The sequence below is a fragment of the Rhodococcus sp. BH5 genome (assembly GCF_027583855.1).
In the GTDB taxonomy this organism is placed as follows: Bacteria; Actinomycetota; Actinomycetes; order Mycobacteriales; family Mycobacteriaceae; genus Rhodococcus_F; species Rhodococcus_F qingshengii.
The window spans coordinates 441,053-453,593 of the sequence record NZ_JAJHVW010000001.1 but is presented as its reverse complement, the minus strand read 5'-3'; the positions used below and the strand labels follow the sequence as shown (position 1 = coordinate 453,593).

Below are 12,541 nucleotides of genomic sequence, written 5' to 3'. Positions count from 1 at the left end.
CCGTGACGGGTCGATCGACTGACTCAGACGCTGGCAACACCAGGCGCGAGGAAGCGCTTGCCGTTGACGGCCTCGGAGGTGCCGGTGCGGTCCAGGTACGGCGTGATGCCGCCGTTCCAGAATCCGAATCCGCCGCCGAGCAGCAGGCAGAGGTCGATGTCCTCGGCTGCCGCTACGACGCCCTCGTCGAGCATGATCTGAATTTCCTCGGCAAATGCACGACGTGTGCGCTCGAGGACCTCTTCCGAGGTGGACACCTTGTCACCCTGCGGCCACAGTGCGGCGACCTCGGGGTCGACGGCCTGACCGTTCTCGCCCCAGGTCCACACGCCGGGCTTGCGGGCCTCGACGAGTGCTTCGAGTCCGGGTGAGCTCTTGAACCGGTCCGGGTACGACTCCTGCAGGGTCTCACCGGTGTGCAGTGCCACTGCGGGTCCGACGAGGGCCAGCAAGGTGAACGGCGACATGGGCATGCCGAGTTCGGCGATGGCATTGTCTGCGACGTCGAAGGGGGTGCCTTCGTCGACGGCGGACATGACCTCACCCAAGGTGCGGGTGACGAGGCGGTTGAAGACGAAGCCGGCCTTGTCGCCGCAGAGGACGGCGGACTTCTTCAGCGACTTCGCGGTGGCGAAAGCCGTTGCGAGAGTGGCATCATCGGTCTTGCTGCCCTTGATGATCTCGAGGAGGGGAAGAACGGCCACCGGGTTGAAGAAGTGGAAGCCGACCACACGCTCGGGATGCTCGAGGCCGGACGCCATTTCCGTGATGGAGAGCGAAGAGGTGTTGGTGGCGAGGATGGTTTCGGGAGCAATGAACTGCTCGAGTTCCGCGAAGACCTTCTTCTTGACGTCCATGTTCTCGAAGACGGCTTCGATGACGAAGTCGGTCTTGGCGAACGCGGCCTTGTCGAGGGAACCGGAGACGAGCGCCTTGAGGCGGTTCGCAGCGTCGGGGGACAGGCGCCCCTTGCCCTGGAGCTTCTCGATTTCGGTGTGGACGTAGCCGACACCCTTGTCGATGCGTTCCTGGTCGATGTCGGTCAGGATGACCGGCACCTTGAGCTGGCGGACGAAGAGCAGCGCGAGCTGGCTGGCCATGAGGCCGGCGCCGACGATGCCGACGCCGCTGACCTTACGAGCGAGCGAGCGGTCGGGTGCTCCGGCGGGACGCTTGGCGCGCTTGTTCACCAGATCGAAGGCGTACAGACCCGCGCGGAGTTCGTCCGTCAGGAGGAGGTCGGCAAGAGCCTCGTCCTCGGCCGCGAAGCCCTTGTCGAGCGAGGCGGCATCGGTGATGTCGGTGCTGCGAGCCAGTTCGAGCAACTCGACGGCCTTGACGGCGCCGGGAGCGTTGCCCTTGGTCTTGCCGTCGACGATCGCCTTCGCACGAGCGATCGCGTCGTCCCAGCCCTGGCCACGATCGATCTCGGGGCGAGCGGGGGTCACTGTGCCGGCGAGGACCTGCGACGCCCAGGCGAGGGACTGCTCGATGAAGTCGGCGGAATCGAGAACGACGTCGACGACGCCGAGTTCGAGTGCCTTCTTGGGGGAGAGCACCTTGTTCTGGTTCAGCGAGTTCTCGATAACCACGGTGACGGCGTTCGACGGGCCGACGAGGTTGGGGAGCAACTGCGTTCCGCCCCAACCGGGGACCAGACCGAGGAATGCTTCCGGAAGACCCAGTGCGCCCGCATTGGCGGCAACCGTGCGGTAGTGGCTGTGCAGTCCGACCTCGAGGCCGCCGCCCAGAGCGACACCGTTGATGAAGGCGAACGTGGGAACGGACGACTCACGCAGGCGTCGGAACACCTTGTGACCCAAGCGGCCCAGCTCGAGTCCCTGCTCACGAGAGGTGATCGCGGGAACACCCTTGAGATCCGCGCCGGCGGCGAAGATGAACGGCTTGCCGGTGACGGCGATGGCAACCGGGTTGGCGGCAAAGGCTTCGTCGAGGGCGGCGTCGAATGCTGCGAGTCCGCCGGGACCGAAGGACGACGGCTTGGTGTGGTCGAAGCCGTTGTCGAGGGTGATCAGTGCAAACGGGCCCTCGATGCCGGGGACCGAGATGATCTTCGTGTAGGCGTTCGTCACGACCTCGTCGGCGAATGCTGTTGCAATATCAGACATTTAGTTAACTCCTGCCTGGTAGTCAGCGTGGTTCGGGTTCTCCCAGATGACGGTGCCGCCCATGCCGAGGCCGATGCACATGGTGGTCAAGCCGTAGCGCACGTCGGGACGCGTCGCGAACTGGCGGGAGAGCTGCGTCATCAGGCGAACGCCCGAGGAAGCGAGAGGGTGGCCACACGCGATGGCGCCGCCCCACTGGTTGACGCGCGGGTCGTCGTCGGCGATTCCGTAGTGCTCGAGGAACGCGAGGACCTGAACGGCGAACGCCTCGTTGATCTCGAAGAGTCCGATGTCCTCGATCTTGAGGCCGGTGCGTGCCAGCAGCTTCTCGGTGGCGGGAACCGGGCCGATGCCCATGACGGCGGGGTCGACGCCCTGGTAGGCGAAGCCCACCATGCGCATGCCGACCGGCAGGCCGAGCTCGGCTGCGGTGTCCTCACCGGCGAGCAGTGCTGCGGTGGCACCGTCGTTGAGTCCGGCTGCGTTACCGGCGGTGATGCGTCCGGCCGGGCGGAACGGCGTCTTGAGCTTCGCGAGATCTTCGACGGTGGTTCCGGGGCGCGGCGGCTCGTCTTCGGTGGCCAGACCCCAGCCCGCGGAACTGCGGGTGGCGACGGGGACCAGGGTGTCGGCGATGAAGCCGGCCTTCTTGGCAGCGTCGTACTTGTTCTGGCTGTTGACGGCGTAGGCGTCCGTGCGGTCCTTGGTGATGGTCGGGAACCGGTCGTGCAGGTTCTCGGCGGTGTTACCCATCACGAGGGCGCTCGGGTCGACCAGGCGGTCGGCGAGGAAACGCGGGTTGGGGTCTGCGCCCTCACCCATCGGGTGGTGACCCATGTGCTCGACGCCACCGGCGATCACGACGTCGTACTGGCCGAAGCCGATGCCCGACGCGGTGGTGGTGACGGCGGTCATCGCGCCGGCACACATGCGGTCGATGGCGAATCCGGGAACGGTTTCGGGGAGACCGGCGAGGATCGCAGCGGTGCGGCCGATGGTCAGGCCCTGGTCACCGGTCTGCGTGGTGGCTGCAACGGCAACTTCGTCGATCCGTGCGGGATCGAGCTGCGGGTTACGGCGAAGCAGCTCACGAATCGCCTTGACGACGAGATCGTCTGCGCGCGTGTCGGCGTACATGCCTTTCGGGCCGGCCTTGCCGAACGGGGTGCGAATGCCGTCGACGAAGACGACGTTGCGTTGGTTGTTTGTGGATGGAGCCACGCGAATTCCTCCTGATGGAGCTGCCCACCGCACCGAAGGGCGGCGAGACGTTGGTTCGGCGATCACGGCCAGGCGTCCGGCCTCGTATCGAGCGTACTACTGCCCATTACTGACCGGTAACTTAACGTGCCGAATTGCTCCAACCTCACACCGGGGTCAGGTCAGGATTCCGGCTCTTCCACTTCGGGCTCGGCCGGGACCACGGAGTTCAGTGCCTCGGCGAGGACGGGAACGGTCAAAGTGCGTTGCCAGCCACGTGCGCCACCGGAAGTGAGCTTGGTCTCGATCGCACTCTCGACTTCGGCGATGTCCGAGTCGGGTTCCAGTTTCCAGTCCCAGCACAGGCGCCTGACCAGGTCGGGTTGGAGCAGATTCTCCACGGGCACCGAAACCTCTTTGCTCAGGTCCGACAGTGCTGCGCGCGCCGCGGTCAACCGATCAGCCGCCGCTGGATCCTGGCGGGCCCAGCGACCGGCAGCGGGCGGCCCGACGATGGGCGGGGTTTTCGGCGGAAGCTCGCTGTCGGGGAGCTTCCGCGCGGCTTCCAGTGCATCCATCCAGATACGCGAATAACGGCGTTGACGTGGTCCGCCGAAGACGGGAAGCGAGCGGAGCGCGTCCAACGACCGAGGATCTTTGAGAGCGGCATCGATGATCGCGGAGTCAGGAAGAACCCGACTCGGAGACACGTCGCGCTTGCGTGCGAGATCCTCGCGCGCCTGCCACAGCGCCCGTACCGCCGCCAACTGACGGGTGGTCTTGAGTGAGGTGATGTGCGACGTACGACGCCAGCGGTCCGGTTTGGGCTTGGGCGGGCCGGCCAGACGGATGTACTCGAACTCTTCCTTCGCCCACTCGAGCTTGCCTTGGGATTCGAGTTCGGCTTCCATTGCGTCGCGCAGTTCGAGAAGCACTTCGACGTCGAGGGCGGCGTAGTTCAACCAGGCGTCCGGCAGCGGACGTGTCGACCAGTCCGCAGCCCCGTGACCCTTGCGAAGTTCCACTCGCAGGGTTCGTTCCACGATCGCGGCGAGTCCGACTCGCTCGAACCCGGCCAGTCGTCCGGCCAGTTCGGTGTCGAACAGCTCGGCCGGCGTCAGGCCCAGTTCGGCGAGGCCGGGGAGATCCTGATCGGCAGAGTGCAGCACCCATTGCAACGGGTTGATCACCTCGGCCAACGGCTGCAGGTCTTGCGCTGTCGGAATCGGGTCGAGCAGGAACGATCCTGCTCCTTCGCGTCGAAGCTGGATCAGGTACGCCCGTGCCGAATAGCGGAATCCGGATGCGCGCTCGGCGTCCACGGCGAGCGGGCCGTGGCCGGAGGCCAGCGCGGCCGCGGCGTCGGCGACACCGGCGGCAGTGGTGATGACGTCCGGAACTCCGTCACGCGGAACGAGCAGCGGAACTACGTCGGAGGTGGGCTCGGTTGCATCATCGGTGACTTCGGACATGGTCACTGACTCTACGTCGCAGTCGGGGCCGGGGTTGTCACCTCAGCGTCGAACAGTTCGTCGAGTGCGGCTCCGAAACCTTGCGCGAGCTGGTCCAATTCGGGTGCCAGATCGGAGCAACTGACGATGCCGACGTCGAGTTTTCCGTCGAGAGACATCACCGTCACGTTGAGACCTGCTCCGTGAAAGATCGGGCCGAGCGGGAACATTCCCTTGATCTGGGCACCGAGGAAGTAGAGCGGGACCGGCGGTCCAGGCACATTCGACACGACCAGGTTGGACACGACGGGGTGACGCTCGGCGAGTTTGAGCGACGAGTACACGCGCATGGCGGCGCCGAACACCGCCGGCGAAGCGAACTGCGACCAGTCCTGGAGCATGTTCGCGCCCAGAGCCTCGTTGTGGTTCTTCGAGGTGGCGTTGTAATCGCTGATCGCGTGCAGGCGTTCGACCGGATCGGCGATCTGGGTGCCGAGTTGCGTGAACATGCCCGAGATCTGGTTCGTGCCCGGACGATCGGATTTGCCGTGGACCGACACCGGCACCATGGCGACGAGGGAGTCCTCCGGCAGTTCGTCCCGGTCCTCCAGATACTTACGCAGTGCCCCGGCGCAGAGCGCGAGAACCACGTCGTTGACCTTGACGCCGTGACGGTCCTTGACGGCTTTGACCTTCGCGAGATCGAGTTGGCTGAACGCGACGTTGCGGTGACCGGTGATCGCGCCGTTGAACGAGGTCCGCGGCGCGGTGAACGGAGCAGGCATCGCTTCACCCTTTCGCGCACGCGTCACCCACTTCGGGAGCATGGCGATTCCGCCCGGGACCAGACGGGCAATTCTTGCGGGCCGGGCGATGACGGCCATGAGTCCGCCGATCGCGATGTCCAGCGTTTCCGCGTCGCCCGCACCCTGTGCTGTGGGATCCACGAGCGCCGGTGAATCCGGTTCGAGACTGCACAGCTGAGCCAGGATGTTCGCGCCGGTGACACCGTCGGCAGCGCTGTGATGGATCTTCGACATGACGGCGATCTGTCCGTCGGCAAGTCCCTCGATGACCCACATCTCCCACAGCGGTCGGGAACGATCCAGCGGTTGGCTCGCGATGTGTCCGGCGAGCTCTGCCAGTTCCGCGTGTGTGCCGGGAGCAGGTACCGCGGTCCGATGGCAGTGCCGCTCGATGTCGAAATCGTGATCGTCGACCCACACGGGGTAGTCGAGATTGAGACGGGAATCTTTGAGTTTGCGCCGGAAGGTCGGCATGGTGGCCATTCGCGAGTCCAACTCGCGAAGCAGCTTCCGGTAGTCGTAGCCGCCCGGGATGGTCGTGGGGTCGAGCAGGACAAGTCCACAAACGTGCAATAGCTGGGTCGGTGTTTCCAAGTAGAGGAAGGTCGCGTCGAGTCCGCTGAGACGTTGCATGACTCATTCTAGAACAGGTTCTAGTATTTTTCCGGAGGAATGCTCAAACGAGTGACAGAATCAGTCGTTCTGCCGCGACAGCGTGGTTATCCCGGCAGGCGGAAGCCCCGCCGCGTACGCGAGAACCTCGCAGAAAGCCTCGACGTGGTGAGCCAATTCGGACGAAGTTGCAGTCCAGGACGCTCGCAACTCCAGTTGATGGGCTCGCGGAGGTCCGGCGATGTCGCCGTACCGCACGGAAGTTGTGGCTGTGACCGTACCGCCCAGGGCCACAAAAGGTTCCGGTCCGGCCTCCAAAGCGTCCACCAGCCAACTCCAGGCTACTTCGGGAAGTAGTGGATCCGCGGCGACGGCTTCGTCGAGATCGGCCTGGATGTACGCCACCAACCGCATGGTGCCGTTCCACGCCTCGTCGCCGTCCGGATCGAACAACAGGATCAGGCGGCCGAAAGCGTCACCTTCGGACTGCTCGGCCACGACGTCGGAGTCCGGGTGGAGAACCTCGGCCCCCACCGCGTGGCTGTACGGAGCGAGGCGCTGCGGCGGGCGGATGGGACCGACCTCTATCTCGGGCCGAACCCGCGCAGCGGTCATCGCCTCCACGGCGGCACGGAACTCGGCCGGGTCGGCTGTCGATCCGGATGTCGTCACAGGTCAGGACGTTAGTCGGGGATGCGGGCGGGGAGGTGGAGGCGCGCCGACCGAGTGTGGCTCGGGTGTGTGGCCGCTCACGAACCGCTCGGGTGTCCGATCCCGAGTGTGGGACGTGGCAGCATTGAGTCGATCGAAGACACACGTTGGCGGAGAGCGCGAGGACTGATGAGCGGGTTGGACAACATGAATTCAGGCATTACCGGGTCGGCGGAATACAGCGCTCGGCGAGTCTTGCCCGACGCACCGTTGCTTGCCGCGGCGACCGGACGCACTCCGAGTCGACGGCCGGTGTGGTTCATGCGTCAGGCCGGGCGTTCGTTGCCGGAGTACCGCGAGATCCGCGCCGGGATCGGCATGTTGGAATCTTGTTTCGATCCGGCGCTGGTCTGTGAGATCACGATGCAACCGGTGCGCCGTCACGACGTGGACGCGGCAATCCTGTTCTCGGACATCGTCGTTCCACTCAAAGCCGCAGGAATCGATCTCGACATCGTTGCCGGCGTCGGACCGGTGGTCGCCAATCCGATTCGCTCCATCGCCGACGTTGCAGCACTTCCGCGACTGGTCCCCGAAGAGGTAGGCGCAATCGCGCAGGCCGTTCGGCTTCTCACTACCGAGTTGGGCTCCACGCCGCTGATCGGCTTTGCCGGAGCGCCGTTCACTCTGGCGTCGTATCTGGTCGAGGGTGGTCCGAGCCGGAACCACGAGAAGACCAAAGCGCTCATGCACTCCGATCCGAAGACCTGGCACGCGTTGCTCGGAAGTTTGGCCGACACCACGATCTGCTTCCTGCAGGCGCAGCTCAAGGCGGGCGTCGACGCGGTCCAGCTGTTCGACTCGTGGGCCGGCGCGCTCTCGCTGGCCGATTACCGGGAATTTGTTCTCCCGCATTCCGAGCGAGTGTTCGCCGAGGTTGCCGCTGCCGGCGTCCCGCGTATCCACTTCGGTGTCGGCACCGGTGAACTTCTCGGCGCGATGGGGGAGGCAGGCGCCGACGTCGTGGGTGTCGACTGGCGGATTCCGCTCGACGTCGCGGCTGGTCGTGTCGGTCCGGGTAAGGCGCTGCAGGGCAATCTCGATCCCGCCGTACTGTTCGCGGGCCCCGAGGTGATCGATCGTGAGGTGCGCCGGATCGCCGCCGAAGGGGACCGCGCGATCGAGGCCGGTGCCATCGGCCACATCTTCAACCTCGGCCACGGAGTTCTTCCCGACACCGATCCCACGGCGATCACCTCGGCGGTGGAGCTGGTGCACTCGCTGTGACAACGACTCGGCCGTCGGTCGCGGTGATCGGAGGCGGAATCTCCGGTCTGGTTGCCGCGTACCGGCTTCGGCGCAGTCTGGGCTCCGAAGCGGACATCACGATCGTCGACGACTCACCGCGGCTGGGCGGGAAGCTGCGAACGATTGATCTGGGCGGTGGCCCGATCGACATCGGTGCCGAGGCTTTCATCGCCCGTCGGCCGGAAGTTCCTGCGCTTCTCGCCGAGCTGGGACTGACCGATCAGATCGTCTATCCCGCGGGCCTGAGTCCGTTGATCTGGTCTCAGGGCTCACTGAATCGGTTGCCGACCGGAACCCTGATGGGAATCCCGGCTTCGGCGGAGTCGGTTCGAGATCTTGTCGACGAGCAGACCCTGGCGCGCATAGCGGCCGAGGCCGGCGTCCCGCTGGAGTGGACCCGCGGTTCCGATTGCAGTGTTGCCGAACTGGTTTCGCAGCGATTCGGTGATCAGGTGGTCAGCCGATCGGTGGATCCGCTTCTCGGTGGGGTGTACTCGGGGCTGGCGGAGACCATCGGCGTGCGTGCAGCTTTGCCGACACTCGCTGCGGCCCTCGATGCGGGCTCTCGGAGCCTCACGGATGCAGTCGCAGCCGCATTGCCGACGCCTGCACCGGGGCCGGTGTTCGGAGCGCTCAGAGACGGGTACGGCATCCTGCTCGATGCGCTGCAGCAGGCCGCCGACGCGACCTTCGTCCGTGGCGAGGCTTCTGGGTTGCGCAGCGACGGGGCTGGTTGGAACGTCGATCCGCTCGGAAGCGTCGACGCGGTGATTCTGGCCGTCCCGGCGCCGCGCGCGGCGGCGCTGTTGGCCGGTGTCGATGCGGATGTTGCGAGTACCGTCGCTCGGATCGAACTGGCGTCGTCCGCGGTGGTGGCGCTCCGGTTGTCCGGGCAGGTCGAACTTCCGCAGAATTCAGGGATCCTGGTAGCCACCGACGCCGACCTGACCGCCAAGGCGTTCACGCTGTCGAGCCGAAAGTGGACACACCTCGCTGATCGCGGTGAGCACCTCGTTCGGGTGTCGTACGGTCGATTCGGTGCATCGGAGATCGTCGACCGGCCGGATGGTGAGTTGATCGACTTCGCGCGCGCCGATCTCGAGACCGTGACCGGAATCACCGAGGAGCCAGGCGCGACCTTCGTACAGCGGTGGCACGGAGGTCTTCCCCAATACGCCCCAGGTCACACGGAAATCGTGGCTGAAATCGAGTCCGGGATGACGCAGTTCGACGGCCTCGCCCTGGCCGGGTCGTGGCTGCACGGCGTCGGGGTTCCGGCGTGTGTCGCAGTCGGCACGACGGCGGCTACACGGATATTCGAGCGAGTGGCACGATAGACCCATGGCACGCCTTGATTTCGACAAACTTAACTCTGAAATCCGCTACCTCATGTTCTCCGTGTTCCAGGTGGAACCCGGTGTGCTGGGCGATGATCGGGAAGCTGCGGTCAAGGACGCCCGCTTGTTCTTCGAGGGTCTCGAAGACAAGGGCGTCGTGGTTCGCGGGATCTACGACGTCGCCGGCCTGCGCGCCGACGCGGACTTCATGATCTGGACCCACGCGGCCACCATCGAGGAACTGCAGGCCGCGTACGCGGATTTCCGTCGCACCACCGTCCTCGGACAGGCCAGTGCTCCCATCTGGAGCAACTCGGCGGTGCACCGCCCCGCGGAGTTCAACAAGAGCCACGTGCCCTCGTTCATCGCGGGTGAGGATCCGGGCGACTACATCTGCGTCTACCCGTTCGTCCGCTCGTACGAGTGGTACCTGCTCCCCGACGAGGAGCGTCGCAAGATGCTCGCCGATCACGGTATGGCTGCTCGTTCGTACAAGGACGTTCGCGCCAACACGGTCCCGGCCTTCGCCCTGGGGGACTACGAGTGGATTCTCGCGTTCGAAGCACCCGAGCTCATTCGTATCGTCGATCTGATGCGCGATCTACGTGCCACCGAAGCTCGCTTGCACGTTCGCGAAGAGGTGCCGTTCTTCACCGGCCCGCGCGTGGACATCGAGAAGCTGGTCCTTTCCCTTCCCTGATCTGCTTCGAAAGTAGTTCCTGTGACAACTGCACCGAACCGGCGTCGTCAACACATGTCCCATTGGGGAATGTTCACCGCCGAATCGGTCGCCGGCGAGGTGACCGCCGTGCATCCGTACGAGGGTGATGCGAATCCTTCGCCGATGCTCGGGAACCTCGCCGGTTCGGTGCGCAGTCGGGCTCGTGTTTCGGGCCCGGCGGTGCGTCGGGGTTGGCTCGAGAACGGGCCGGGTCCCAGCGACCGACGTGGAGCCGACGAATTCGTCTCGGTCTCCTGGGACGAACTGACCGAACTCCTCTCGCGTGAACTGCGTCGCGTGGTCGACGCGCACGGAAACAACGCGATCTTCGGCGGCTCGTACGGCTGGGCCAGCGCCGGCCGATTCCATCACGCGCAGAGCCAAGTTCACCGATTTCTGAATCAGCTGGGTGGATACACCAAGTCAGTTCACAGCTACTCGCTCGGTGCCACCGGTGTCATCATGCCGCGTGTGGTCGGAACGCACTGGAAGTTGTTCGCGCGCTCCACGTCGTGGGATGTCATCGCGAAGCACTCCGATCTCCTCGTCTCGTTCGGGGGAGTGCCGATCAAGAACACCGGAGTCAATGCCGGTGGTACGAGCGATCATCCGACGCGCGGGGCGCTCGACGCGTTTCGTGCCCGCGGCGGAAAGATCGTCTCCTTCAGTCCGTTGCGTGACGACGTCGAGGGTGACTGCGAGTGGATCGCACCCGTTCCGGGAACCGACGTTGCAATCATGCTTGCCCTGGCGTTTGTCCTGGCGTCGGAGGACCTGCACGATCGCGATTTCCTGGGCCGTTTCTGCGTCGGTTACGAACGCTTCGAGGATTACCTGCTCGGACGTTCCGACGGTGTACCGAAGGATCCGCGCTGGGCGCAGAAGATCTCCGGTGTGTCGGCGGAGTTCATCACCGACCTGGCTCGGAGAATGGCGTCTGGCCGGACGCTGGTGACCGTCACGTGGTCGTTGCAACGCATCAAACACGGTGAACAGGCACCGTGGATGGGCGTGACACTCGCAGCGATGCTCGGCCAATTCGGGCTTTCGGGTGGAGGTTTCGGGCACGGCTACGGTTCGATGAACGAGCCGGGTCTGGCTCCGGTGCCGTATCCCTTGCCGACCTTCTCGCAAGGTGTGAATCCGGTGTCGGATTTCATTCCGGTAGCCGCGATTTCCGACCTGCTGCTTTCGCCCGGGGAGGAGTTCGATTACGACGGCCGACGCTTGACCTATCCCGACATCCGGTTGGTCTACTGGGCCGGTGGCAATCCGTTTCACCACCATCAGGATCTCCCGAGGCTGCGACGGGCATTTGCGCGTCCGGACACGATCGTCGTTCACGATCCGTACTGGACGCCGATGGCCCGCAACGCCGACATCGTTGTCCCGTCGACCACCTCGCTCGAACGAAATGACCTGAGCTGCACTCGAAACGACCCGCTTCTGGTTGCGATGCAGCAGGTCGTTCCACCTTTCGAGAACTCGCGTGACGACTACGACACGTTTGCCGCTCTGGCGTCTGCGCTCGGATTCGGGGAACAGTTCACCGAAGGGCGATCCTCACAGGAGTGGATCGAGCATCTCTACGGTCAATGGCGGCCGTTCGTCGATGCAGACGGCGGCAACACACCGACGTTCGAGGACTTCTGGGCAGAAGGGCACTACCGGATGCGAACCGAAGACAACCTCGTGCTCTTCGGTGACTTCCGTGAGAATCCCGAGAAATATCCGCTCTCGACTCCGAGTGGGAAGATCGAAATCTTCTCCGAGACCATCGAGTCCTTCGGCTACGACGACTGCGCCGGCCATCCGCGCTGGTACGAGCCCGACGAGTGGCTGGGTGGACCGCGAGCCTCGCAATTCCCGCTTCACTTGATCGCCAATCAGCCCAAGACGCGTCTGCACAGCCAACTCGATCACGGCGCTGCGAGCCAGGCGTCGAAGATTCAGGGACGCGAGCCGATTCGTATGCACCCCGATGCAGCGGCCGCGCGCGGCGTCTCGGCAGGAGACGTGGTGCGGGTGTTCAACGATCGCGGAGCGTGCCTTGCTGGTGTGATCGTCGACTCGGACTTGCGGAGCGACGTCGTCCAACTTTCCACCGGTGCCTGGTACGACCCGCTCGATCCTGCCGATCCCGACTCTCTGTGCGTGCACGGCAATCCCAACGTTCTGACACCGGACATCGGTACGTCGTCACTCTCGCACGGGTGCACCGGCCAGCACGTTCTGGTGCAGATCGAGAAATTCGACGGGGCCCTGCCGCCGGTCAAGGCGTTCGATCCGCCCGTGCTTCGTTCACGCTGACGGAACCGATCGGCCA

At 64.8% G+C, this 12,541-nt stretch carries 9 protein-coding genes; 4 read left to right on the top strand and 5 right to left on the bottom strand.

Annotated features, from left to right (window positions below; all coding sequences use genetic code 11):
* Positions 1-23: 23 nt before the first annotated feature.
* The 5 genes from RhoBH5_RS01985 to RhoBH5_RS01965 all read right to left on the bottom strand — a co-directional run bounded on the left by RhoBH5_RS01985 (position 24) and on the right by RhoBH5_RS01965 (position 6,870).
* Complete coding sequence (locus RhoBH5_RS01985; RefSeq protein ID WP_007732875.1) at positions 24-2,129, bottom strand: 3-hydroxyacyl-CoA dehydrogenase NAD-binding domain-containing protein; 2,106 nt, start codon at positions 2,127-2,129, stop codon at positions 24-26.
* Positions 2,130-3,350: a thiolase family protein gene (locus RhoBH5_RS01980; RefSeq protein ID WP_003942598.1), complete on the bottom strand. Its 1,221-nt coding sequence runs from the start codon at positions 3,348-3,350 to the stop codon at positions 2,130-2,132.
* A 161-nt stretch (positions 3,351-3,511) separates the two neighbouring features.
* Positions 3,512-4,801 (bottom strand): HRDC domain-containing protein, encoded by a 1,290-nt coding sequence (locus RhoBH5_RS01975; protein WP_050656618.1) that lies wholly within the window; start codon positions 4,799-4,801, stop codon positions 3,512-3,514.
* Positions 4,802-4,812: 11 nt separating this feature from the next.
* Complete coding sequence (locus RhoBH5_RS01970; RefSeq protein ID WP_270007900.1) at positions 4,813-6,219, bottom strand: WS/DGAT/MGAT family O-acyltransferase; 1,407 nt, start codon at positions 6,217-6,219, stop codon at positions 4,813-4,815.
* A 60-nt stretch (positions 6,220-6,279) separates the two neighbouring features.
* Positions 6,280-6,870, bottom strand: coding sequence for a DUF3000 domain-containing protein (locus tag RhoBH5_RS01965; RefSeq protein ID WP_003942604.1), 591 nt, complete (start codon positions 6,868-6,870; stop codon positions 6,280-6,282).
* 168 nt (positions 6,871-7,038) lie between these two features.
* Between RhoBH5_RS01965 and hemE the strand changes: the two genes are divergently transcribed.
* From hemE to RhoBH5_RS01945, 4 genes are read left to right on the top strand one after another with little or no spacing between them, the layout of a single operon-like run.
* On the top strand, positions 7,039-8,136 hold the full coding sequence (gene hemE, locus RhoBH5_RS01960; protein WP_030536874.1) for a uroporphyrinogen decarboxylase: 1,098 nt from the start codon (positions 7,039-7,041) through the stop codon (positions 8,134-8,136).
* Positions 8,133-9,494, top strand: coding sequence for a protoporphyrinogen oxidase (locus RhoBH5_RS01955; protein WP_270007899.1), 1,362 nt, complete (start codon positions 8,133-8,135; stop codon positions 9,492-9,494). The genes hemE and RhoBH5_RS01955 overlap by 4 nt, the downstream gene beginning before the upstream one ends.
* Positions 9,495-9,498: 4 nt before the next feature.
* Complete coding sequence (gene hemQ / locus RhoBH5_RS01950; RefSeq protein WP_003942644.1) at positions 9,499-10,194, top strand: hydrogen peroxide-dependent heme synthase; 696 nt, start codon at positions 9,499-9,501, stop codon at positions 10,192-10,194.
* 54 nt (positions 10,195-10,248) lie between these two features.
* On the top strand, positions 10,249-12,525 hold the full coding sequence (locus RhoBH5_RS01945) for a molybdopterin guanine dinucleotide-containing S/N-oxide reductase (RefSeq protein WP_270008057.1): 2,277 nt from the start codon (positions 10,249-10,251) through the stop codon (positions 12,523-12,525).
* Positions 12,526-12,541: the final 16 nt, after the last annotated feature.